Raw genomic sequence first — 23086 nt, forward strand, 5'->3', positions numbered from 1 at the left:
CCCCCGTCGACCGCTTCAGCGGCCGCCGGCTGGTCTGAGGGCGGGCCGGCTCCCGGCGGACTCCCGGCTCGGCACACGGACGGGCGGGGGGGTGCGCGAGTCCGCCGGCTCCGCCCCTCCCGGCCGCTGCACCCCGCTCGGCTCCTCCGCCCGCGCCGGCGCCCCCGCTCAGCCGATCGGCTCGAGCCGCACCAGGAACCCGCCCGGCACTCCCGGCTGCAGCTCCTGGTACTCGGACGGCACGCGGTAGGAGCCCTCGCCGACCGCGGTCACGGTGAAGGCGTCGTCCGTGCGCGTCCCCGCGAGGAAGACGGTGTAGACGTCGGTGCCGTCCTCGGCGGTGCGCTTCCCGGCCGCCGCGCCGACCCAGCGGTGCCCGCCCGGATCGGCCGTCGCCGTCTCCCCGAGGGTCGCGTCGATCGCGGCCGGGTCGACGTTCACGGCGCGGATCCCGTCCTGGCACTCGCGCCAGACGCCCGTGAATCCGGGGTCGGGGTCGGAGTAGCAGAACATCATCGAACCGTCGGGCGCGACGTGCAGGTCGCCGTAGCCGCCGACCACCGGCCCGGAGACGGGGGCGGCCGTGGGCCCGGTCGTCGGCTCGGGGTCGGCCGGCGCGGTGCACCCGGCGAGCGCGAGGACGAGCACCGCCACCGCTCCCGCTCGCCACCTCATGTGCGCAACCTACTGGAGCCGCGCCCCCGCCCGTCCGTGTGCCGAGCCGGGAGTCCGCCGGGAGCCGGCCCGCCCTCAGACCAGCCGGCGGCCGCTGAAGCGGTCGACGGGGGCGTCGTGCCGCATCGCCCGCTCGTACATCCGCCGGAACGGCTCGGTGAGCACGCCGTTCGTCCGGTCCAGCGAGTCCTGCCAGGCCACGATCTCCCCCAGCTGCGCGGCGAGATCCGCGCGGAGGGCCGCCTCGTCGACGGCGGTCGAGACGCCCTTCGAGACGACGACCCGGCCCGCGACGATCACGGTGTCGATCGACGAGCCGTTCTCGGAGTAGACGAGCTGGTTCTCGAGCCGCTGGCGCGGGGTGAAGTTCAGCGTCTCGAGGTCGTAGACGACGAGGTCGGCCTGCTTGCCGACCTCGATGCTGCCGGTGACGTCGTCGAGCACGGCGCTGCGCGCGCCTCCGATCGTGCCGGCCGTGAGCACCTCGGACACGGTCGGCCAGGTGGCGATGTCCGGATCCGTGACCTTGTGCAGGAGCGCCGCGGCCTTCACGACGTCGAGCATGCGCGGAGAGTCGCTGCTCGAGCAGCCGTCGGTGCCGAGGCCGAGGTTCACGCCCGCGTCGTGCAGCGCGCGCCACGGGGCGATGCCCGAGCCGAGCTTGAGGTTCGAGATCGGGTTGTGCGAGACGGACGTGCCGGCGGCGGCGATCCGCTCCATGTCGGAGTCGGTGAGCCAGATCCCGTGGGCGAAGGTCGTGTTCGGCGAGAGCGCGCCGATCCGCTCCATGTACTCGACCAGGGTCGAGCCGTAGGACAGCTCCCCGGTCACCAGCTGCGTCTTCGTCTCGAGGACGTGGATGTGGCACTCCGCCCCGTGCTCGAGCGCCAGCTCGGTCGCCCCCACGAGCAGCTCGGGCCCGCAGCGCTGAGGAGCGGACGGGGCGACCATGTAGCGCAGCCGCCCGCCTCCCCTCCCGTGCTGGGTCGCGAACGCCTCGCGGCTGAAGGCGAGGTAGCCCTCGGTCGTCGGGCGCGACGCCGACCGCGCCTGGTCGAGGATCTCCGCGGGCACGTACTCCTCGAGGAACGGCATCGTCTCGTGGAAGGGCCTGCTGATCACGTGGCCCGAGATGTTGGCGCGGACTCCGATCTCGTCGTACGCGTCGAAGACCGCGGCGAGCTGCTCCGCGTCCTGGTCCGGGTTCTCGAGCACGTCGTCGACCAGGGTCGTGACCCCGGCCTTCAGCGACTCGAGGGCGAAGAGCGACGAGCGCAGCCGCACCAGATCCGGAGCGACGCGGCTGTTCCCGAGGATCGGGTACGACAGCAGCATCCACAGCTCGAGCGGCAGGTTGTCGTAGCGGCCCTTGTAGAGGTACTCCCACGAGTGGGTGTGGGCGTTGACGAAGCCGGGGACGACCAGGCGGTCGCGCCCGTCGATCACCTCGTCGCCCGGCTCGGGAACGAGGCCCGGGCCGATCGCGACGATCAGCTCGTCGACGATGCGGATGCTCGCCGTGATCGGGACGGCGCCCGAGACCGGGTCCATGGTGATCACGGCGGCGTCGGAGAGGAAGAGGGGCATGGCGGTTCCGTTCGTGGTGCGGGGTGGGACGGAGCGGGCCGGCTCGCGAGGGGGTCGGCCCGCGGAGGGGCTCGGGCTCAGCCGCGGACGGGCTCGGGCTCCGCGGCGACAGGCCCGGCCGACTCCCGGCGCTCGACCCAGGCGGGAGCGTCCCGGCCGAGCAGGAGGTAGGCGATGCCGGCCGAGACTCCGCCCGCGAGCCACGAGACGTCGACGCCTCCGAGGGCGGTCGCGGCCGGACCCTGCAGGGCGGGCACCGAGCCGTTCATGAACAGCCAGGTCAGGGTCGCGCCGATCGCGAAGGAGAGCAGCGCCCGCCAGCGGACGTCCGGCAGCAACGGCGAGCCGACGGGGGCGAACAGGTGCCCGAAGGAGCGGACGCGCGGCTCGAACACCGTGTAGTGCACCAGCACGATCGCACCCCAGGGGGCGACCCAGCCGACGAGGCCGACCAGCCACGCGTCGAGCGTGGTGGCGAGGTCGTCCTGGAAGACGAAGAACACCGCAGCCGCGAAGGCCAGCACGCCGACGATGAGGCTGAGCGCGCGGCGCCCGAGCCGGATGTCGAGGGCCTGGGTCGCCATGCCGAACGAGTAGATGTTCAGGACGTTGGTCGCGATCGGGCCGTGCACCACCAGGAGCAGCACGGGGATCGCGAGGACGCCGAAGTTCTCGACGATCAGCTCCCCGGGATCCACGGATCCGTTCTTCGTCGCGAGGGTCGCGCCGAGGACGCCGAGCCAGACCACCGGGATGAACTGGCCGAGGACGCTGGCGAGGTAGAGCCCCCGCTTCGAGGAGCGGGGCCCGACGAAGCGGGAGTAGTCGCCGGCGTAGGCGAGCCAGGTGAGGCCCCAGCCGATGCCGATGGCGGTCATCACGATGGACATGGCCGCGATGCGGTCGCCTCCGGTGAGCGCGCCCTCCGCGGGGCCGGCGTAGGACCAGTCGATGTCGAGGAAGAACCAGGCGACGACCGACATGATCGCCAGCACCAGGAGGGTCGGCGGGACGGTCCAGCGCTCGAAGGCGGCGATCGCGCGGTAGCCGAGGAAGGAGATCGCGACCTGCACCGCCATGATCACCGCCGCCACCGCGATCTTCCAGCCGACGTTCGCCTGCTCCGGGTCGACGACGCCGACGGAGCCGAGGAGCGCGATGACGAGGTCGAGGACGATCCAGGTGTTGATGGCGCACCAGCCGATCACGACCACGGCCTGGATGGCGGCCGGGACGTAGTTGCCGCGCCGGCCGAAGATCGCCCGTCCCACGAGCATCCCGGTCGCCCCCGTCCGCTGGCCGAGGAGGACGAAGAAGCCGAACACCGCCATCCCGACGACGTTGCCGAGCACGAGGACGGTGACGGTGTCCGCCAGGCCGAGGCCCATGTTCACGCCGAGGGCGCCGAGCACCCAGTTGATGGGGGCGATGTTGGCGCCGGCCCAGATCCAGAACTGCCCGTCGAGCCGGGCGGTGCGTCGGGAGTCGGGCAGGGGACTCAGCGCGTCCTCGGCGTCGGCGGTGCCGTGCAGGGTGTCGGTGCTCATGGCGGATCCTCTCGGGGAGGGAGATGAAGGGGAGGGCGGGGCGCCCGGTGAGGCTCCACTCTCGTGCGGACCCGTTTCGGGCGGCGCGTCCGCGTGTAAATTCGCCGTGACGCGAGAGGACGTTCTGTATGGCCTACCTGCTGTCGGACGCGATGCGGGATCCGCGCCTCGCCGCCATGCTCCCGGTGGTGGCCGCCGGGCACGCGGCCGCCGAGCGCGCCGTGATCCGCTGGGCCCACACGAGCGAGCAGCTCGACATCGCGCCCCTCCTCCTCGGAGGCGAGCTGCTCCTGATGGAGGGCGCGCTCCTCTCGACCGACCAGGACCCGGCGGAGTGCCGCGAGTACGTGCGGTCTTTGGTGGACGCGGGAGTCGGCGCCCTCGCTCTCGAGCTCTCGCCGCGCCTGCCCGCGGTGCCGCCGCCGATCGTCGCGGCGGCCGACGAGCTCGGCCTCCCCGTGCTCGCCCTGCCCCGGCGCGTCCCCTTCGTGCAGGTCTGCGAGAGCATCAACACCCACCTCACCGAGCAGAAGTTCCGGAGCATCCGTCTGGCGGACAGAGTGTCCGGTCTTCTGGCCGACGCGGCCTCCGGGGACGCCGGCGTCGACGAGCTCCTGCAGGTCGTCGCCTCCGCGACGGGCGCCTCCGCCTCGCTCGTCTCGCTCACGGGCGACGAGATCGCCCGCGCCTCGCCCGGGCCGGGCGTCGACACGGAGCCGACGGCCGGGACGTTCTCGAACGTGCTGCACGCGGGCGACTCCCTCCTGGGCACCCTGCATCTGCGGGCCCACGCCGACGCCGACCTCCACGCCGTCGCCGTCGCGCTCGACCGGGCGCCGGACGTCCTCGCGATCGCCGTGCTCCGGCACCGCCCGCCGTCGGTCACCGAGCGGCTGACCGCCCAGCTCTTCGCGATCGCATCTGTCGAGCGCGCGGACCCGGCGGCCGACCTCCAGATCGACGCCTTCCTCGGCCGCCTCGGCGCCGGCTCCCGGGAGCGCTACCTCGGCGTCCGGGCCGACACCGGTCACGACGACCGGCGGCTCCGCGCTCTGCTCCGCCTCCTGACGGGCGCAGGAGCGGATCCCGGCCCGGTGCTCTGCGTGGTCGGCTCCGAGCTGCTGGCGCTGCTGCCGTTCGCCACCGCCGCCGCGATGGAGGAGGGCCGCGCGGAGCTGCTGCGCCTCGGCGCCGCCCTCGACTCGGACGCTCTGCTCTGCGTCGGCAGCGGGCTCGGCGGGCAGGAGCGGGTGCCCCGGGAGCTGGCGGAGGTGCGCGGCGCGCGCGAGTGGGCGCCCGCAGGCGGAGTCGTCGACTCGCGCCAGTACCGCCTGGAGCGGTTCGCGAGCTCTCTGCAGGACGATCCGGAGGCGGACGACCTCGTCGAGGAGGTGCTCGGGCCCCTGCGCGCCCAGCGCGGCGAGCTGCTCGCCACCCTCGAGGCCTTCGCGTCGCTGTGGGGGAGCAAGACGGCGACGGCGGCCGCGCTCGGCATCGGCCGGCAGACCCTCTACGACCGGCTCGCGCGGATCGAGGAGCTGATCGGCCCGCTCGACTCGTCGCCGGCCCGCGCCCGGGTCGTCATGACCGCCGTCTTCCTGCACCGGGCGCGAGCGGCGCTGCCGGCGGGCTCGCCGCCGGTCGGGCGGACGTTCCCGCCTCCCGCCGAACGCTGACGCGGCCGGACGGGATCGAACGGCTCAGGCGGGCAGCAGCTCCGCGACGAGTGACTGCACGCGGGCCCTGATGTCGTCGCGGATCGAGCGGACCTCCTCGAGCGGTCGGCCCTTCGGGTCGGCGAGGTCCCAGTCCTCGTAGCGCTTGCCCGGGAAGACGGGGCAGACGTCGCCGCAGCCCATCGTGATCACGACGTCGGAGGCCTGGACCTGCTCGGTGGTCATCAGCTGCGGGACGGCCTGCGAGATGTCGATGCCCTCCTCCGCCATCGCCTCGATCGCGATCGGGTTGATGCTGTCGCCAGGCTCGGAGCCGCCGGAGCGGACCTCGACGGCGCCGCCGGAGAGGGCGCGGAGGTAGCCGGCGGCCATCTGCGAGCGGCCGGCGTTGTGGATGCAGACGAAGAGGACGGTGGGGGCGGCCATCGGGGCTCCTGGTGTCGAGGGGCGGTGCTCGGAGGAGCACGGGGCGAGGGTAACGCGCCCGGGCGAACGGCTCGCGCGCCTGCGGAGCCGGAGGAGACTCCGACGGCCGGGTCGGGAATATACCCCCCGGGGGTATGTTGCACTCCCCTGGACCGAACCGGAGGAGACACCATGACCGACCACGCCCACCACCACCCGACCACCTGGCGCGTCGCCGCCCTCGCGACCCTGCACTGCCTGACCGGCTGCGCGATCGGCGAGGTCCTCGGCATGGTGATCGGCTCCGCCCTGGGGCTGCCCGCCCTGGCGACGGTCGCCCTCTCGATCGTCCTCGCCTTCGTGTTCGGCTACGCGCTCACGCTGCGGGGCGTGCTCCGCTCCGGAGTGACATGGCGCGCCGCCGTCGGCATCGCGCTGGCGGCCGACACCGTCTCGATCGCCGTGATGGAGGTCGTCGACAACACGGTGGTGCTCGCGATCCCCGGAGCGATGGACGCGGGCCTCTCGTCCGGCCTCTTCTGGGGCTCGCTCGCCGGCGCCCTGGCCCTGGCCTTCGTCGTCACGACCCCGGTGAACCGCCTGCTCATCTCCCGCGGCCGCGGCCACGCGGTCATCCACGGCCTGCACGGCTGAGCCGCGCGGGCCTCGACAGGGCGCCTGCGGCGGCTGCTCGACCAGCAGGAGGCGCCTGCTGATCGAGCAGCGGGCGCCGCGTAGATCCCGCCGGGCGTCAGCCCTGCAGGCGGCGGTAGTGGCGGTTGCGGACCGAGAGAATCGCGCCTCCGATCACCGCCGCGAGGAACGAGCCGGCCAGGACGCCGACCTTCACGTGGTCGTCGGACTCGCTGCCCGCGCCGAACGAGAGCTCGCCGACGAGCAGCGACACCGTGAATCCGATGCCGGCCACGAACGCCATGCCGATCACGTCCACCCAGCGCAGCGACGGATCCAGGCCGATGCCGCGGAAGCGGGTCAGGAGGAAGGTGCTCCCGGCGATGCCGAGCGGCTTGCCGAGCACGAGGCCCGCGATGATGCCCACGGCGATCGAGTCCTGGAACGAGTCGACCAGGCCCGCGACTCCGCCGACCGTCACTCCGGCCGAGAAGAACGCGAAGACCGGCACCGCGACCGCGGTCGAGAGGACGCTCCAGCGGTCGGCGAAGTGGGCGGCGAGACCGTCGTAGACCGGGCGCCCCTCCGCATCCGACCCCACCTGCACCCGGGCGCGCTTCGTCGCGACGACCGGCACGGTGAAGCCGAGCAGCACGCCCGCGACCGTGGCGTGGATGCCCGAGGCGTGCACGAGCGCCCACGTCGCCACTCCGAGCGGGATCAGCACCCACCAGGCGCGCACGCCGCGCTGCACGCAGACCGCGAAGACCGCCAGCGGCACCAGCGCGAGCAGGAGCATCAGCACGTCGATGCCGGCGGTGTAGAAGACGGCGATGATCGTGATCGCGATGAGGTCGTCCACCACGGCGAGCGTGAGGAGGAACGTCCGCAGCGCCGGCGGGAGGAAGCGGCCGACCACGGCGATCACCGCGACGGCGAAGGCGATGTCGGTGGCGGCGGGGATCGCCCAGCCGTCCAGCGCGGCTCCTCCGCGGGGCAGGTTCACCGCGGTGAAGATCAGGGCGGGGACGGCCACGCCGCCGACGGCCGCGACGATCGGCACGAGCGCCGTCTTGGGGTCGCGGAGCTTGCCGGCGACGAACTCCTCCTTGAGCTCGAGCCCGACGACGAAGAAGAAGATCGCGAGCAGGCCGTCGGCCGCCCACGACCCGACGCTCAGCTCGAGGTGCAGGGCCTCGGGGCCGAAGCGGAAGTCGCGGACCGCGGTGTAGAGCGCGGACGCGGGGCTGTTGGCGACGATCAGGGCGAGGAGGGTCGCGGTGAGCAGGAACGCTCCGCCGACCGTGTCCTTCTGGAGGGTCTGGCGGAGTCCCCGCCAGATCGAGTGGGGGGCCTGATCGGCGGGCAGGGGCTGGTGCGGCATGAGGGGTTCCGTCCGGAGGGGTGGGTGAGCGCGGGGACGCGGCCGCGGACTCCGGAGGAGGGGCGGTCGCGGGTCAGCCGCGCGGCGGCGGGCAGCCGGCGATCTCGCCGTGCGCGTTCGTCCCCCACGAGCTGAGCCATCCGTTCGTGCCCGAGGCGCGCTTGGTCAGCAGCTGCCGGGTCGGGTACGCCGCGGCGGCGCGCGCGCGGGCGCGGCTCAGCGGAGGGAGGGTCAGGGGCACCGGACCAGGGTACCGGTGGCACCCGCGAGGGGGCCGGGTGTGCGCGAGCGCTCGGAGGAGGAGCCACCTCTCCCGCAGCCGAGCCACCTCGCCCCCTCCGCTCAGGGGACCTCGTGCCCCGGGCCCGACTGCCCGCCGAGCAGCGGGCGCAGCGCGGTCGCGACGGCGTCGGCGCGCTCCTCGCCGCCGAACCACGCGTTGCCGGCCCGCACGAGCGGGTAGGCGGCCGCGAGGAGGTCGCGCCCCGCCGGGGTCAGGGCGATCCGGGAGTGACGGCCGCGGCCGCGCTCGGCGCCCCGGTCGAGCAGGCCCCGCTCCGCCAGCCCGGCGACCAGGGCGGTCATGCTCTGCGGGCGGACGCCGACGGCGCGGGCGAGGTCGGCCTGCGTCAGCCCGTCGGCCGCCGAGAGCTGTGCCAGCACGCCGAACTCGACCGGGCTGAGCCCGACCGGCGCGAGCGCGTCGCCGACCCGCCTCGCCAGGTCGCGGGCGGCGCGGATGACCGTCCAGGCGGCGATCGCGTCGACGTCGTCGCGGGTCAGGGAGAACTCCGAGGACATGGACCGAGCGTAGCGGCGTAGTCTTCGAGTATCAGTTAGTTGATACCTAGGAGGAATCATGAGCGATGTGATCGCGATCACCGGAGTCACCGGCGACGTCGGCGGCAAGACCTTCGAGCGGCTCGTGGCGGCCGGCGCGCCCGTCCGCGCGATCGTCCGCCGGCCCGAGCAGGCGGCGGCCCTCGCGGCCCGCGGCCTCGACGCACGGATCGCCGACCTCGGCGACGGGGCCGCGCTGACCGCCGCCCTCCGGGGCGCCGACCAGCTCTTCCTGGTCACCGCCGCCACCCCGCGCCAGGCCGAGCACGGCGCCACCGCCGTCCGCGCCGCCCAGGAGGCGGGCGTCCGCGCGCTCGTGCAGCTCTCCGGCGGCGACGCGGCCGAGCACTCGCCGCTCCCCTGGGGCCGCGCGATCTGGCGGACCGACGAGCGCGTGCGCGCCTCCGGGCTGCCCGCGACGATCCTCCACGCCTCGGGCTTCCTGACGAACCTCGAGCCCTCGGCGCCCGCGATCTCGCGCGGTCTGCTCCCGCAGACGATAGGGCGCGGCGTCATCCCGTGGATCGACACCGCCGACATCGCCCGGGTCGCCGCGCACGTCCTCGAGGCGGGAGGGCACACCGGCGCCGAGCCCGTCCTCACCGGACCGGCCCTGCTCGACGGGCCCGGCGCCGCCCGCGAGCTGACCGCGGGCCTGGGGCGGCGCGTCCGCTACCTGCACCTGCCCAGCCGCGTGTTCGCCGGAGTCCTGCGCCTCACCGGCATGTCCGCGTGGCAGGCGGAGGGGCTCCGCCGGCAGTTCGGAGTCGTCGCCCGCCGCGGCCTGGACGGCGTCGACGTGCTCACCGACGAGGTCGAGCGGATCACGGGGACGCCGGCCCGCTCGACGGCCGACTGGGCGCGGTCCCGCCGCTCCGTGCTCCTCGGGCGGGAGTAGCCGCGACCCCTGCACGCTCCACTCGGCACCGGTACCCCTACCCGCGGATCCGCCGCAGGCGCATCGTGGAGCCATGAAGCAGATCAAGTACGCCGGCGCGACCTTCCAGGTGGGGGACGCGGTCGCCGACGCACTCGTCTCCTACGCCTCCGGGCTCGCCGCCCACGGCCGCACCGACAGTGTCGAGCTCCCCGTGCTCGGCGGCGACGGCCACGCGACGGTCGTGACGCTGCTGCTCAACTCCGCGACGAGCCTCTTCGTCTCCGGCGCCGCAGGCCTCCTGCCCGGGCTCGACGAGAAGGCCGTCGCCGCCGACCTCCGCCAGCGGACCCAGTGGCTGGACGCGGTCCCGGCGGTCACCGCCGTGGAGCCGAGCGCTCCGGAGGACCTGATCTGGCTCGAGTTCCCGGAGGTCGCGGCCCTGATGGACCCCGAAGCCGGCGCCCACTCCCCCGCGACGCTCCACCTCGTCGAGCACTCGCCGCGGCGCGACTCCCTCGTCTTCACCGTCGTCTACGTCAGCACCCTCGACCGCGACCTGGGCTCGGGGGAGATCCGCCGGCTGCTCGAGACGAGCCGCCGCAACAACGTCGAGCACGGAGTCTCGGGGATGCTCGTCTTCCGCGGCCGCCGCGTGATGCAGCTGCTCGAGGGCGAGGAGTCGGACGTGCGCTCGCTCTACGCGCGGATCCTCGCCGACCCGCGGCACGAGGGAGTGGTCACCGTCTGGACCAGCGTGCACGAGCAGCGCCGCTTCCCGGACTGGTCGATGGGCTTCGACGAGCTCGACCTGCCCGTCGAGCGGCCCGCCTCCTGGCCCGAGCCGGACCTCCCCGAGCAGTCGATCGACGCCGTGGCGGACGACTACCTCCGCCGCCGGTCGGAGGCGCTGCGGAGCGCGCTGGTGAGCAGCGACCCCCTCGTCGCGAGCCTCGCCGTCATCCTGCACGGGCACCGCCCCGAGCGCGTCCTCGAGGGCGGCGCCGGAGTGCGGCTCCGCTGCGCCGAGTGCCGCGCCTTCGACGCCCACGACGGGTACGACTCCTACCCCTGCGCGACCGCGAGGACCGCGATCCAGGCGCTCGAGGCGGCCTGACGCGAGCCGGGCGGCCGTGCGGGATCACCGTCCCGGGGCGCTCCGAGCGCACCCCCCTTCCGCGGGTCTGCGCAAGCCCGTCCGCTCGCCTCGGCGCGCGCCTAGGGTGAGGCCATGACCGATCCCGGCGCGGCCCGCCACGACGTCCTCATCATCGGCGGCGGCAACGCCGGACTCTCGACCGCGGGACGGCTGCGGCGCTCCGGAGTGGACGACGTCGCGGTGATCGAGCCCCGGTCGACCCACGTCTACCAGCCGATGCTCTCCCACGTCGCGGGCGGCACAGCACCCGCCTCCGCGGCGACCCGGCCCCAGGGCTCGGTGACGCCGAAGGGGGTCGTCTGGATCCAGGACCGCGTCGAGACGCTCGACCCGGTCGCGCACACGGTCACCCTCCTCTCCGGCCGCACCGTCGGCTACGGGCAGCTCGTCGTCTGCCCCGGGATCCAGAAGGACTGGGCCGCGGTCCCCGGGCTCCAGGAGGCGATGGACTCGCCGTTCGGAGTGTCCAACTACGAGTACGAGTACGCCCGCAAGGCGTCGCAGGTGCTCCGCGAGGTCCGCTCCGGCACCGTCGTCTTCACGCAGCCCGGCGGCCCCGGCACCTGCTCCGGCGCCTCGCAGAAGCCGATGTACCTCGCCTGCGACTACTGGCGCGCGACCGGCGTCCTCGACCGCATCCGCGTCGTGCTCGTCGTGCCGACCCCCACCCTGTTCGGGATGCCGCTGATCGACTCCGAGCTCGAGCGGAAGGTGGCGGAGTACGGGATCGAGGTCCGCTACGGCCGCGAGCTGGTCGAGGTCGACGCGGCCGAGCGGAGGGTCGTCCTCGCCGTCGACGAGCGCGCGACCGCCCTCCCCGGCCCCGACCGCGCGCGGCGCTCGACCGACGGCCCGCGCGAGACGCTGTCGTACGACGTGCTGCACGCCGTGCCCCCGCAGTCGGCCCCCGACTGGCTGGCCGGCACCGGACTGGCCGCCGAGGGCGACGAGGGCGGCTTCGTCGAGGTCGACCCGCTGACCCTGCGGCACCCGCGGTTCCCCGACGTGTGGGCGCTCGGCGACGCGGCGGCCACGGTCAACTCGAAGTCCGGAGGAGCACTGCGCCAGCAGACCACCACTCTCGCAAAGAACCTCGTCGCCGCGCAGAAGGGGCGCCCGCTCCCCCGCGTCTACAACGGCTACTCCGTCTGCCCCTTCGTGGTCTCGCGGTCGAGCGTGGTGTTCGCCGAGTTCGACGACCGCTACCGCCCGAAGCCGACCGTCCCCTTCTGGACGGGCCTGGCGAAGGAGCGGCGCCTCACCTACCTCGCCGACCGCCGCGTCCTGCCGTGGGTGTACTGGAATCTGATCCTGCAGGGACGGGCCTGAGCGTCCTCTTCCGGACATGTCCGGAAGAGGCGCTTGCCGCTGCCGGAGGCGCTCCCGAGACTGAGGGGTCGGCACCACCGTCCGACGTGCCCCCTCGTCTCCTGGAGGACCCGATGCGGCCCAGCCCGACTCCCGACCGCTCCGGCACCGCGCGATGACGACCGCGCAGGACTGGGGGCCCTCGACCGACGCGGACTCCGCCGGCGGTCCGCCCGCGTCGCGGAGGCAGCGCGTGCGCGCCTGGATGCGCGGCGGCTCCTTCGGGCCGACCGGCCTCACCCGGCGCGGCTGCCTCCTGGTGCTGGCGTCGGTGCTCGTGGTGGCGGTGCCGGTCGTCGCGCTGACGCTCGCGCACGTCGACCCGCACGCGTCGCTGAAGGTCTGGATCCTGGCGATCACGCTGATCGCGCTGGTCGGAGCGCTGCTCCGGGTCGTCGCCGACGCCGGTCCGGACCCGCAGGCCGACCTCGACCGCGCGGGCAAGGCGGTCGGAGCAGTGGCCGCGGCCTACACGGCGCTGGCCGTGATCATCGACTGGGGGATGCTGCACCTCTGAGGCGCGGTCAGCGGGCCTCGTCGCGCGGGTCGTCCGTGCCGTCGGGAGCGCTGCCGATCACGTCCGGTGTGCCGCCGGTGCCGCCCTGCGCGCTCCCGGTCCCGCCCTGCGCCGCTCGCTCGTCCTCGCGCCGGCTGAGCCAGCCCGGGCCCTCGCGCCGCAGCCGCTCCGCCTCCGGACTCGGGACGGGCGGCGCCGCCGGCCGCCGCAGGAGCCGCACCTGCCGGACCGCGCCGAGCACCACTCCGGCGCCGAACAGCGGCAGGCCGAGCAGGAGCACCAGCCACAGCGGCGCGTGCCGGCGTCCGCCGCCGACGACCGCGCCGAGATCCCAGCCCGCGTCCGCCGCCAGCCAGAGCATCCCCGCCACGAAGACGGCGCTCACCAGCGAGAGCGCCCAGGGCTGCGCGAGGAGGAGCGCCTGCGCGCGCTCCGTGCGGAAACCCTTCGCCATGCGCCGATCCTAGGCGGGCGTCAGCCGGCGAGGATCCGGTCGACCAGCCCCTGCGCGTCGCCCTCCGCGGGAACGATCTGCACGGTGTCGCCCTCGATCGGCTGCATGACGGAGAGCGCCGACTCGACCCGGTCGCCCACGCGGAGGAGGAGCCGGGCGTCGGCCCCCTCGTCGATGGCCGCCTGCGAGCCGCGGCGCAGGAGGGCGGCGCCCGCCTCGTCGAACCGGACGTCGACGACTCCCGTGCTCGGATCGGCCTCGACCGCGGCGACGCCCGCGCGGGTGAAGTCCTCGGGATCGACGAGGACGTCCTGCCCGCCGACCGGGACGCACTGCGGATCGGAGCCGGGCTCGCAGAGCGCCGAGACGGCGACCCCGAGGCCGCCGACGGGCTCCGGAGTGGCGGACGGGGACGCCGCGGGCGACGACCCGGCGGAGCAGCCGGTCAGGGCGAGCAGGAGGAGCGCGGCGGCTCCGGGGGCGGTGCGGCGGATCACGGGGTCTCCTCGGGTCGCGTCGGAGCGCGCCACGATACCGAGGCTCCGGCGCTGCGGCCACTCGGCGGCACGGCTCGGGCGGAGCGGCTGCGGCGGGCGGCGGCGGACCGGAGGAACCCGGCCGGATCCCCGGGCTGGTCGCTCGGGGCCGGACCCCGCTCGATCCCTCCGCACGGGGCCGGTCGGAGCCCGGCCTCCCGGAGCCCGCCCCTCAGAGGCGGACGACCAGCTTCACCGCCGACACACCCTCGTGCAGCCGGTCGAGGGCGGGCTGCAGCGCGGCGAGCCCCTCACCCACCACCTCGGGCGCCGGGGCGCAGACGTGACGGCCCTCGGCGAGCGCCGCCGGCAGGTGGTCGCGCCACAGCATCGGCCCCACCTCGTTCGTCATCAGCGAGCCGCCCCAGACGAAGCGGGCGCGGATGCCGCGGCGCCGGGCCGCGATCTGCAGCGCCGCGGTGCCGCCGACCACGCGCAGCATCGTCCGCACGAAGGCGGCGCTGACACCGCGCCGGCGCGGGAGCGAGCCGAACGAGACGGAGGGGCTGGCCAGGGCGACGCGTCGCGCTCCGGTGCCCGCGGCCACCGCCACCGACGGGGCACCGGAGCCCGTCCCGATCGCGAGCACCCCCGCGACCTCGTGGCCCGCGAGCGCCGCCACCAGGTCGGCGACGACGGTGGGGCTGCGGTAGTCGAGCACGATCTCGGCGCCCAGCTCGCGCATCCGCTCGTGGTTGCGGGGCGACGCGGTCGTCGCGACGCGGTGCCCGGAGGCGACGGCGAGCTGGATCGCGTTGCTCCCCACGCTCGTCGTCCCGCCCCAGACCACGACCGTCCTGCCCGTCGGGCGGACCGGGACGCTCGGGTGCGGCAGGGCGAGGTGGTCCCGCTGGAACAGCGCCGTCGCCGCCGTCGAGACCGCGAGCGGCAGCACCGCCGCCTCCTCGAAGCCCAGCCGGTCGGGGATCGGCGCCGCCAGGTCCTCGCGCACGACCGTGTACTCCTGGAAGGCGCCCTCGTCGCGGTTCCGCCGCCCGCGCTCCATCCCGACCGCGTACGCGACGGCCCGGTCGCCGACGGCGAAGCGCGTCACTCCAGGGCCGACCGCCTCGACCACTCCCGCCACGTCCTCCCCGAGCACCGCCGGGTACGGCACCCAGCGGAACATCAGATCGCCCGTCCACTGCTTCATCTCGTCGACCGGGTTCACGGCCAGGGCGCGGTTGCGCAGCAGGACCTCCCCCGGACCGGGGACGGGCATCGGAGCGGGGCGGACGACGAGGTCGGCCCGCGGGGCGGTCAGCAGGGCGGCGGCGTTCTCGGGCACGGGCGGCTCCAGTCGGAAGTGATGGCAGGACGTGTCGTCACACTACTCCTGATGACACGTCGTGTCGTCAGCTATCCTGGGCGGATGTCACGCTGGGCCCCCGACGCCGCCCTCCGCCTCGAGCAGGCGGCCATGGAGCTCTTCGCCGAGCACGGCTACGCGGGCACCACCGTCCCCGCGATCGCGGAGCGCGCCGGGCTCACCACCCGCACCTTCTTCCGCCACTTCGCCGACAAGCGCGAAGTCCTCTTCCTCCGCGAGCGCGAGTTCCCCGAGATCGTCGGCCGCCTGCTCGCCGGCGCCCCCGCCGGCCTCGCGCCGATGGACCTCGTGATGCACGGCCTCGAGGCGGCCGCCTCGGGCGACCTCCAGACCTGGCGCGCTCCGATCGCCGCCCGCCGTGCCGTCGTGCGCTCCGAGCCGCAGCTGCGCGAGCGCGAGCTCCTGAAGTCGGCCGCCCTCGCCGAGAGCATGCGCGCCGCCCTCGTCGACGCCGGAGTCGCGCCGGAGGACGCGGCCCTCGCCGCCCTCGCGGCCTCCGCCCTCTTCGACCTCGCCCTGGAGCGCTGGCTCGCCGCACCCGAGGGGTCCCTCCTGGTCGACGTCCTCCGCGCCGAGCGCGCACGCCTCGGCGCGCTGCTCGCGCGCTGACCCGCACGACGCTGTCGAGGCGTCGCGAACGGTCGTCCTCCGCGGCGGGAGGCGACCGTTCGCGACGCCTCGGACCGGCGAGCGGGGGACGATCCGCTCAGAGCGCCCAGGGGAAGGCGGGGGCGTTCGAGCGGGCGCCCTGCGCGGCCTTCGAGCGGCCGGGCTCGCCGAGCTCGGCGAGCAGCGCCTCCGTCTCGCCGACGAGGACCGCGAGCGCGCCGGGCGTGAACCAGTCGGGGCGCAGGGCGAACAGGAGGTCCTCGGTCGCCGTGTTGCCGCTGGCGCCCGGTGCGAAGGGGCAGCCGCCGAGGCCGCCGAGCGCGCCGTCGACCACCGCGGCCCCGGCCTGCACGGCGGCGATCGCGTTCGCGACGCCCGAGCCCCAGGTGTCGTGCCCGTGGAACACGATCTCGCGGGGCGGGGTCTCCGCGGCCACGCGCGAGACGAGCGACGCCACCTGGCCGGCGTGCGCCTGACCGAGCGTGTCGCAGACGACCACGTCGGTCGCTCCCGCCGCTCGCGGGTCACGCGCGATCGCGAGCACGCGCTCCGGGTCGACCGGGCCCTCGAACGGGCAGGTGAACGAGGTGGCGATGCACAGCTGGATCCGCCCGCCGACGCTCTCGGCGAGCGCGACCGCCTCCGGCATCGCGGCCAGGCTCGCCTCGGTCGGCCTGCCGACGTTGGCGAGGTTGTGCGAGTCGGACGCCGAGAAGCAGTACTGGAAGCGGCGCGCCCCCGCGGCGGCCGCACGCTCGACGTGGCGCGGAGTCGCGACCCACACCCAGCACCGCTCCAGCTCCTCGGGAGTGAGCGCGGCGATCACGTCGAGGGTGTCGGCCATCGGAGGGACGAGGTCGCCGCGCGCGAGCGAGCCGATCTCGAGCTCGGGCACTCCCGCGGCGAGCAGCGTGCGCGCGAGGTCGACCTTGCGCTCGGTCGTCAGGAGCTTGCCGGTGAGCTGCAGGCCGTCGCGGAGGGTGACGTCGCGCAGGCGCGCGGAGGCGAGCGCGGTCACCGGCCGGCCTCCTCGGCAGCGGCGGCGGAGGGAGCAGCAGCAGCGGCAGGAGCCCCGCCGGCGGAGGGAGCAGCGGGACCGGTGCGCCGGAGCATCCCCAGCACCTCCTCGGTGTCCTGGCCCAGGTCGGGCGCGAGCGAGCGGATGGGGAGGGAGCGGCCGCCGAGCACCGGCACGATCCCCGGGAAGCCCACGCCGCGCAGGGTGCCGCCGGCGTCCTCGACGTCGAAGGCCTGGATCATGTCGCGCGCCGCGTACTGCTCGCTCGCGCTGATGTCGGCGGCCGTGTAGATCGGGCCGGAGGGGACGCCCTCGTCGTCGAGGACCGCGAGCGCCTCGGCGGCGGTGCGGCCCGTCGTCCACGCGCCGATCGCCGCGTCCAGCTCGTCGCGCCGGGCCCAGCGCTGCTCGTTCGAGGCGAGCGCCGCGTCCTCGCCCAGGTCGGCGCGGCCGATCACCGCCATCAGCCGCTGGAAGATCGCGTCCGCGTTCCCCGCGATCACGATGCTCGCCCCGTCGGCGCAGGTGTAGGCGTTGGTCGGGGCGATGCCCTCCATCCGCCCGCCGACGCGCTCCCGGACGATGCCGTGCGCCTGGAAGTCGGGGATCAGCGACTCCGTCATCGAGAACATCGCCTCGTGCAGCGCCACGTCGACGACCCGCTCCGCCAGCGGTGCCGGATCCAGCCCCGCGGAGCGGCGGGTCTCGCGCTGGAACAGCGCCATCATCACTCCGTAGCCCGCGTACAGCCCGGCGATCGAGTCGCCGATCGAGACGCCGACGCGCACGGGCGGCCGGTCCGGGTCGCCGACCAGCTCGCGGAACCCGCCCATCGCCTCCGCGACCGCCGCGAACCCGGGCCGGGCCGACAGCGGGCCGGTCTGCCCGAACGCGGAGATGCGGCCGATCACGATGCCGGGCCGGGCCTCGTCGAGCACGTCCGGCCCGATCCCCCAGCGCTCGAGCGTGCCGGGCCGGAAGTTCTCGAGCACCACGTCGCACTCGGCGACCAGGCGGCGGACGGCGTCGCGCCCCTCGTCCGTGCGCAGGTCGAGCGCGATCGAGCGCTTGTTGCGGTTGATCGTGTGGAAGAGGAGCGAGGTCTCGGACCCCTCGTGCAGCCGCCAGCGGCGCAGCTCGTCCCCCGTGCCGGGCCGCTCCACCTTGATCACCTCGGCGCCGAAGTCGGCGAGCAGCCGGCCAGCCGTGGGCGCCGCGATGAAGTTGCCGAGCTCGAGGACGCGGACGCCCGCGAGCGGGAGGGGTGCGGTCATGGCACGGCCTTTCGCTCCCGTCGAGGCTAGCGCGGAGGACGGCGCCACCCCCTGCCCTCACGCGGACGCCCGACCTACACTTGCCGGACATCATGCGCAGACACACCCTCACTCCGCGACCGGACTGGCGAGCCCGCTGCGACGAGATCGGCTTCAGCTTCTACGACCTCCCCTCCGAGGGCGGCCGCCCCTACTGGAACGAGTCCGCGGCCTACTCCTTCGAGCCCGCCGAGATCGACCTGCTCGAGCGCACGACCTCGGAGCTCTTCGACCTCTGCATGGAGGCGTGCGAGCTCGTGGTGCGGAAGGGCCGCTTCGCCGAGTTCGGCATCCCGCCCCGCTTCCACGAGCTGGTGCGCACCTCGTGGGACGAGGACGACCCCACGGTCTACGGCCGCTTCGACCTCGCCTACGACGGCGCGGGCGCAGTGAAGCTGCTCGAGTTCAACGCCGACACCCCGACCTCGCTGGTCGAGACCGCCGCGGCCCAGTGGCAGTGGCTCGTCGAGACGAAGGGGCCCGACGCCGACCAGTTCAACAGCCTGCACGAGCAGCTCGTCGAGCAGTGGCGCCACCTCCGCCTCGAGCGCTGGAGCCTCGACGAGGGCGCCCGGCTGCACCTCGCGTCACTGCACGACTCCGGAGACGGCGAGCTGATCGTCGAGGACGCCGACACCGTCGCCTACATGGCCGAGACCGCGGCGCAGGCCGGCTTCGACCCCAAGCTGATCTTCGTCGAGGACATCCGCTACGAGCTCGACGGCGCAGGCTTCCTCGACGGCGACGGCGAGCCGATCCGCCACGTCTTCAAGCTGTACCCGTGGGAGTGGATGCTCGGCGAGCAGTTCGGCGGCCTCCTCCTCGACCGGCGCGAGCGCACCCGCTGGGTCGAGCCGGCGTGGAAGCTCCTGCTCAGCAACAAGCAGCTGCTGGTGGTGCTGTGGGAGATGTTCCGCGGCCACCCGAACCTGCTGCCCGCCTCCGTGCATCCGCTGCCCGGCACCGCGCAGGTGCGCAAGCCGCGCCTGGGCCGGGAGGGCGCCAACGTGACGGTCCTCGACGCCGACGGCTCGGTCGTCGCCGAGAACGGCGGGAGCTACGGCGCCGAGGGCTTCATCCACCAGGAGCGCGCCGAGCTGGCCCGGGTCGACGGGAAGACCGTCGTCATCGGCAGCTGGATCGTCGGCGAGACCCCGGCCGGCATCGACGTGCGCGAGACGAGCGGCCTGATCACCGGCGACCTGGCGGAGTTCGTCCCCCACTACATCGAGGGCGGACGGAGCGACGGGGCCGCGACGGACGCGGACGCCGCGTCGGCCGCCTCCCACCCCGAGCACGGCGCCGCCCCCGCCTACGGCGCTCCCGCGCCCGGCACCCCCGCGCCCGAGTACGGCGCCCCCGAGCACGACCGGCCGCAGGACACCCGCGCGGCCCGCCCGCAGGACGAGGAGACCCGATGACGGACGACGACCGCACCCCCGGCGATTCCGGGACGCCGAACTCCGGGAACGACTGGGGCAGCCGCGAGCCCGGGGCGGGCTCCGGCACGCCGAGCGGCGGAACGAGCAGCGGGTCCGGCGACGGCGCCACCCGCACCGCTCCCCACCGCTCCCGGAGCGTCGGCATCAGCGGCATCGCGAAGAACCGCCGCGGCCTGCTCATCGGCGGCGCGGTCGCGGTCGGTGCGGTGGGCCTCGCTGTGGCCCTCGCGAACGGCGGCCCCTCGACCGACGGCGTCGTCGCCACGGGAGCCGACGGCCAGGACTACGTCATCCCCGAGAACGCCGAGCGCCCCGTCTACGCGAGCCGTGAGGACTGCCTCGCCGACGTGCGGGAGCAGATCGCCCAGCTCCAGGCGCAGGGCGAGGAGGTCGGCGACGACCCCGAGCAGCTGTGCGAGGCCACCGACGAGTACCGCGGGCACTACGCCGGCGGCTTCTGGCTCGGCCCGCTGATCTTCGCGTCCTCGCGCTGGAACTCGACGCGGGCGACCAGCTGGGCGCCCGTCGCGTCCGGCGGCTTCGCGGCCCGCGGAGCGACCCAGCCCGACGTCGTGCAGCGCGCGCCGGCCGGCTCGACCGTCGGCTCGAAGGCGACCCTCTCGGGCGGCTTCGGCTCCTCCGGCAAGTCCGGCTTCGGCTCCACCGTCGGTGGCTGACCGCAGCGCACCTCCGCCCTCGCGCCGAGACATCCGCCGGGACACCGCTCGCACGCCGGCCGTCTCGACGATCACGGGGACGGCTCGCCGCCGCTCCCTCTCTCAGGAGGAGGGCGTCGCGCTCGGGAAGAAGTGCCGCTCGACGGGATCGCCGTCGGCGTGGGTCAGCGCCGCCGCGCGGATCTCGCGGTCGCGGCCGGTGAGCCGCTGGGTCTCCTGCCGCCGGAACTCGCCCCACGAGGGCACCATGAACGTCTCCAGCTGCACGTCGGCCTCCTCCCCGCTCCGGTAGAGCGCCCAGCGCGAGGCGCCGGTCCGGCGGCGGGAGCTCTCCAGCAGCCGCATGGCCGATCGGAAGTCCGCGAGGGAGTCGGGGCGGACCGTCCACGAGATCTGCACCATCACCGGCCCGTCCGTCGGCTCCGGCTCGAACACCAGCGTGGGCGTCGGCCACGACATCGAGATGCTGCGGTCGACGGTTCCCGTCCCCGGCAGCAGGGGCAGCACCCGCACGCTGGCCGCCACGAGGAGGAGCAGAGCGGCCGCCGCGGCGTACGCGGGCGCGGTGCCGAGCACCTGCGCGGCCAGGCCCCAGCCGATCGAGCCGACCGCCATGGTCCCCATGAAGACCAGGATGTAGATCGAGGCTCCGCGGGACCGCACCCACTGCGGCAGCGTGAGCTGCAGCGCCGCGTTCAGCACGGTGAGGGTGCCGATCCAGGCCAGCCCCGCGAGGACCAGCAGCAGCAGTGCCGGAACGAGGGGCAGGAAGGCCGCCGCGAGCGTCCCCGCCGCGAACAGCACGGCGCTCGCCCCGATCACGACGTCGTCCGAGATCTTCCGGCGGGCGAGCGCCAGGGCGAAGACGCCGAGCACGGCACCCGCACCGAGGGCACCGAGGAGGAAGCCGTAGCCGCTGGAGTCGAGCTGGAGGCGCTTCGCGGTGAGCGGCAGCAGCGCCCAGAGCGCACTGGCCGGCAGGGCGAAGAGCGCGGAGCGGAGGAGGATCCGGCGGACGAGGTGCGCGGAGGCGACGTACCTGATCCCTCCCTTCAGCGCGGCGCCGAACTGCTCGCGGTCGTCGAGGCCGGTCTGCGCCGGCCGCTTCCACCAGAGCAGGGCGAGCACGGCGCCGATGAAGCTCAGGGCGTTGATGCCGAAGACCACCGGAGCGCCGAACGCCGAGAGGACGACTCCCGCCAGGGCCGGGCCGACCGCGCGGGCGCCGTTCACCGTCACGCCGCCGAGTGCCGACGACGCCGCGATCAGGTTCCGGGGCACGAGCTCCGGCTGGATCGCCTGCCAGGCCGGCGAGGTCAGGGTGGAGGTGATGCCGAGGAGGAAGGTGAAGGCCAGGATCGTCCACGGCGTCAGCGCGCCGACCGCCGCCACGACCGTCAGAGCGGCCGCCAGCAGCGCGCTGGCCGACGACCCCCAGATGAGCAGCCGCCGCCGGTCGAGCGAGTCGGCCAGCACGCCCGCGGGGAGGGCGACGAGGATCGAGGGCGCCAGGCTCGCCGTCTGCACGAGCGCGACGACCGCCGCGCCTGCGGCCGCCTCGACCAGGTACCACTGGGCTCCCACGGTCTGCATCCAGGTGCCGATGTTGCTGCCCAGCTGGGCGAACCACAGCACGCGGAAGGCGGTGATCGCCATGGGCGCCCAGGCCGACGGCTGCGCCGGCGCGGACGTCTGCGCCGGGGCGGCAGGAGCCGGAGCGACGTCCTCAGTCACGGGGCACGGCCTGCCGCACCGAGAAGAGGTTGCCGAACGGGTCCAGCAGCTGGCACAGCCGCTCCCCCGTGAACACCGTCTTCGGACCGCGGTGGGCGACGGCGCCGTTCGCCGTCCAGTCGGCGACGACGGCGTCGACGTCGGGGACCGTCCAGTACGGGCTCGTGCCGTCGGGTCCGGGCCGGTTCAGCTCGTCCCGCTCGTGCAGCGTCAGGCGGGTGCCGTCCAGGTCGTAGGCCACGAGCGCCCCGCCGCGGACGACGGGCTCGCGCCCGAGCCGCGCCGAGTACCAGGCGATCGCGGCGTCGAGGTCGTCGACGAAGTAGAAGACGTTTCCGACTCCGGCGAACTCCGTCGTCGTCATGCTCGGGCCGGCGGGAGGGCGTCGCGGAGGAAGGCGAGCGAGGGGCCGATGGCCGCCTCCGTGTACCCCTCGGCGTGACGGGTGCCCGGGATCAGCTGCAGCGTGCTGGCGACTCCGACCGCGGAGAGCGCCGCCTGCATGGCCTGCGCGTCGCTCACGGGGACGAACTCGCCGAGCGAGTTGGCCAGGAACACCGGCCCGCCGTCCGGGGAGGCGTGGCGCGTCGTGGAGGCGGCGGTGAGCAGCCCGCGGTCGCCCCCGACCTCGTTGAGGATCGTCCAGCGCAGGAAGGCGTCGTTCCGGCCGGTCTGGTTGATGTCGGCGCTCTTCATGACGTCGAGGTCCTGCGTCGTCGGCGTGGCCGGGAGGTCGTCGGTCGCCTCGACGATGCCGAGGAGGTCGAACATCCCCGACCAGCTGACGGCGGGCCGACCGGTGGCGATCGCGGCCTCCACGACCAGGTTCCCGCCCGCCGATCCGCCGAAGAACGCCAGCCTGCTCCGGTCGAACGCCCACTCGGACGCGACCGCCCACCGCTCCGCGGCGAGCACGTCGTCCCTGCTGGCCGGGAAGACCGAGTCCGGAGCCTCGCGGTAGTCCGCCGCGAACACGAGGTAGCCGGCGTCGACCAGCATCGTCGCGAGCGCCCGCTCCTTGCTCTTGTCCCCCCGGAACCACCCGCCGCCGTGGATCAGCACGACGGCCGGCCGAGCAGCGTCCTCGGCCGGGGACTTCGACCTGCTGTACACGTCCAGCACCTGCGGCGACGACCCCCCTTCGACGTACGGAACCCCGATGCTCACTGACGGCTCGTCCGACACGGTGACCCCCTCCGGTCCAGATTCTCGACTGCAGTCAGACCGTAGGAGCCGGGGGCGGCGCGAGCCAGGCCCTGGCGGGGTCACCCAGGAGGGCGCCCGCAGGCCCGCCTCCCGCGGCTG

The 23086-nt window shown here is 74.6% G+C and carries 24 protein-coding genes; 9 read left to right on the forward strand and 15 right to left on the reverse strand.

The features are described 5' to 3' along the window. Positions 1–168: 168 nt before the first annotated feature. From C5C99_RS11785 to C5C99_RS11795, 3 genes are all read right to left on the reverse strand, one after another. Positions 169–675 carry a hypothetical protein gene (locus C5C99_RS11785; RefSeq protein ID WP_146083057.1) on the reverse strand — a complete coding sequence of 169 codons (507 nt, stop codon included), beginning with the start codon at positions 673–675 and terminating at the stop codon, positions 169–171. A 75-nt stretch (positions 676–750) separates the two neighbouring features. Further along, entirely contained in the window at positions 751–2262 is a 1512-nt protein-coding gene (locus tag C5C99_RS11790; RefSeq protein WP_104324888.1) for an amidohydrolase family protein, read from the reverse strand. A 77-nt stretch (positions 2263–2339) separates the two neighbouring features. Further along, complete coding sequence (locus C5C99_RS11795; RefSeq protein ID WP_104340117.1) at positions 2340–3809, reverse strand: cytosine permease; 1470 nt, start codon at positions 3807–3809, stop codon at positions 2340–2342. A 128-nt stretch (positions 3810–3937) separates the two neighbouring features. On the opposite strand from C5C99_RS11795, the gene C5C99_RS11800 reads away from it, so the two are divergent. Continuing rightward, a complete protein-coding gene (locus tag C5C99_RS11800; protein ID WP_104273778.1) occupies positions 3938–5485 on the forward strand; it encodes a PucR family transcriptional regulator in 1548 nt (515 codons plus the stop codon). A 24-nt stretch (positions 5486–5509) separates the two neighbouring features. Here the strand turns inward: C5C99_RS11800 and C5C99_RS11805 are convergent, their stop codons facing one another. Further along, positions 5510–5911 carry an arsenate reductase ArsC gene (locus tag C5C99_RS11805; RefSeq protein WP_104288152.1) on the reverse strand — a complete coding sequence of 134 codons (402 nt, stop codon included), beginning with the start codon at positions 5909–5911 and terminating at the stop codon, positions 5510–5512. Between the two features lie 171 nt (positions 5912–6082). Between C5C99_RS11805 and C5C99_RS11810 the strand changes: the two genes are divergently transcribed. Continuing rightward, the gene (locus C5C99_RS11810; RefSeq protein WP_104340118.1) at positions 6083–6544 is read left to right on the forward strand and encodes a DUF4396 domain-containing protein; all 462 of its coding nucleotides are present in this window, start codon (positions 6083–6085) and stop codon (positions 6542–6544) included. A 97-nt stretch (positions 6545–6641) separates the two neighbouring features. On the opposite strand, the gene nhaA is transcribed toward C5C99_RS11810, so the two are convergent. The 3 genes from nhaA to C5C99_RS11820 form a co-directional block, all read right to left on the reverse strand. Next, positions 6642–7907 (reverse strand): Na+/H+ antiporter NhaA, encoded by a 1266-nt coding sequence (gene nhaA / locus C5C99_RS11815; protein WP_104340119.1) that lies wholly within the window; start codon positions 7905–7907, stop codon positions 6642–6644. Positions 7908–7980: 73 nt separating this feature from the next. Beyond that, on the reverse strand, positions 7981–8148 hold the full coding sequence (locus C5C99_RS17155; RefSeq protein ID WP_181027217.1) for a hypothetical protein: 168 nt from the start codon (positions 8146–8148) through the stop codon (positions 7981–7983). Between the two features lie 101 nt (positions 8149–8249). Next, positions 8250–8708: a MarR family winged helix-turn-helix transcriptional regulator gene (locus tag C5C99_RS11820; protein WP_181027218.1), complete on the reverse strand. Its 459-nt coding sequence runs from the start codon at positions 8706–8708 to the stop codon at positions 8250–8252. A gap of 58 nt (positions 8709–8766) precedes the next feature. Between C5C99_RS11820 and C5C99_RS11825 the strand changes: the two genes are divergently transcribed. The 4 genes from C5C99_RS11825 (at position 8767) to C5C99_RS11840 (ending at position 12668) form a co-directional block, all read left to right on the forward strand. Next, complete coding sequence (locus C5C99_RS11825; RefSeq protein ID WP_104340120.1) at positions 8767–9645, forward strand: NAD(P)H-binding protein; 879 nt, start codon at positions 8767–8769, stop codon at positions 9643–9645. 73 nt (positions 9646–9718) lie between these two features. Further along, positions 9719–10741 (forward strand): BLUF domain-containing protein, encoded by a 1023-nt coding sequence (locus tag C5C99_RS11830; RefSeq protein ID WP_104340121.1) that lies wholly within the window; start codon positions 9719–9721, stop codon positions 10739–10741. Between the two features lie 114 nt (positions 10742–10855). After that, positions 10856–12112, forward strand: a complete 1257-nt coding sequence (locus C5C99_RS11835; protein ID WP_104269292.1) for an NAD(P)/FAD-dependent oxidoreductase — start codon at positions 10856–10858, stop codon at positions 12110–12112. Between the two features lie 154 nt (positions 12113–12266). Then, a complete protein-coding gene (locus tag C5C99_RS11840) occupies positions 12267–12668 on the forward strand; it encodes a hypothetical protein (RefSeq protein ID WP_104226999.1) in 402 nt (133 codons plus the stop codon). Positions 12669–12675: 7 nt separating this feature from the next. Here C5C99_RS11840 and C5C99_RS11845 read toward each other — a convergent pair whose 3' ends face one another. From C5C99_RS11845 to C5C99_RS11855, 3 genes are all read right to left on the reverse strand, one after another. Then, positions 12676–13122, reverse strand: coding sequence for a hypothetical protein (locus C5C99_RS11845; RefSeq protein ID WP_104255608.1), 447 nt, complete (start codon positions 13120–13122; stop codon positions 12676–12678). Between the two features lie 20 nt (positions 13123–13142). Then, positions 13143–13619 (reverse strand): hypothetical protein, encoded by a 477-nt coding sequence (locus C5C99_RS11850; RefSeq protein ID WP_104234350.1) that lies wholly within the window; start codon positions 13617–13619, stop codon positions 13143–13145. Between the two features lie 211 nt (positions 13620–13830). Continuing rightward, positions 13831–14946: a zinc-binding alcohol dehydrogenase family protein gene (locus C5C99_RS11855; protein ID WP_104340122.1), complete on the reverse strand. Its 1116-nt coding sequence runs from the start codon at positions 14944–14946 to the stop codon at positions 13831–13833. Between the two features lie 84 nt (positions 14947–15030). Between C5C99_RS11855 and C5C99_RS11860 the strand changes: the two genes are divergently transcribed. After that, a complete protein-coding gene (locus C5C99_RS11860; protein WP_181074593.1) occupies positions 15031–15597 on the forward strand; it encodes a TetR/AcrR family transcriptional regulator in 567 nt (188 codons plus the stop codon). A 97-nt stretch (positions 15598–15694) separates the two neighbouring features. Here C5C99_RS11860 and C5C99_RS11865 read toward each other — a convergent pair whose 3' ends face one another. Continuing rightward, positions 15695–16615: a hydroxymethylglutaryl-CoA lyase gene (locus C5C99_RS11865; RefSeq protein ID WP_181074594.1), complete on the reverse strand. Its 921-nt coding sequence runs from the start codon at positions 16613–16615 to the stop codon at positions 15695–15697. Beyond that, positions 16612–17889, reverse strand: coding sequence for a CaiB/BaiF CoA-transferase family protein (locus tag C5C99_RS11870; RefSeq protein ID WP_104340124.1), 1278 nt, complete (start codon positions 17887–17889; stop codon positions 16612–16614). Before C5C99_RS11870 ends, C5C99_RS11865 begins: the two co-directional genes overlap by 4 nt. 92 nt (positions 17890–17981) lie before the next feature. Here C5C99_RS11870 and C5C99_RS11875 point away from each other — a divergent pair, with 92 nt between their 5' ends. Both C5C99_RS11875 and C5C99_RS11880 read left to right on the forward strand, forming a co-directional pair. After that, positions 17982–19349 carry a glutathionylspermidine synthase family protein gene (locus C5C99_RS11875; RefSeq protein WP_181074595.1) on the forward strand — a complete coding sequence of 456 codons (1368 nt, stop codon included), beginning with the start codon at positions 17982–17984 and terminating at the stop codon, positions 19347–19349. Continuing rightward, positions 19346–20047: a hypothetical protein gene (locus C5C99_RS11880; protein WP_104340125.1), complete on the forward strand. Its 702-nt coding sequence runs from the start codon at positions 19346–19348 to the stop codon at positions 20045–20047. Before C5C99_RS11875 ends, C5C99_RS11880 begins: the two co-directional genes overlap by 4 nt. A 102-nt stretch (positions 20048–20149) precedes the next feature. On the opposite strand, the gene C5C99_RS11885 is transcribed toward C5C99_RS11880, so the two are convergent. From C5C99_RS11885 to C5C99_RS11895, 3 genes are read right to left on the reverse strand one after another with little or no spacing between them, the layout of a single operon-like run. Beyond that, positions 20150–21781, reverse strand: a complete 1632-nt coding sequence (locus C5C99_RS11885; RefSeq protein WP_258063689.1) for an MFS transporter — start codon at positions 21779–21781, stop codon at positions 20150–20152. Continuing rightward, entirely contained in the window at positions 21774–22145 is a 372-nt protein-coding gene (locus tag C5C99_RS11890; RefSeq protein WP_104250023.1) for a VOC family protein, read from the reverse strand. The genes C5C99_RS11885 and C5C99_RS11890 overlap by 8 nt, the downstream gene beginning before the upstream one ends. Then, a complete protein-coding gene (locus C5C99_RS11895) occupies positions 22142–22948 on the reverse strand; it encodes an alpha/beta hydrolase (protein WP_181074596.1) in 807 nt (268 codons plus the stop codon). Before C5C99_RS11895 ends, C5C99_RS11890 begins: the two co-directional genes overlap by 4 nt. Between the last annotated feature and the right edge of the window lie 138 nt (positions 22949–23086).

The sequence above is a fragment of the Rathayibacter sp. AY1C4 genome (assembly GCF_002932195.1).
GTDB lineage: Bacteria > Actinomycetota > Actinomycetes > Actinomycetales > Microbacteriaceae > Rathayibacter.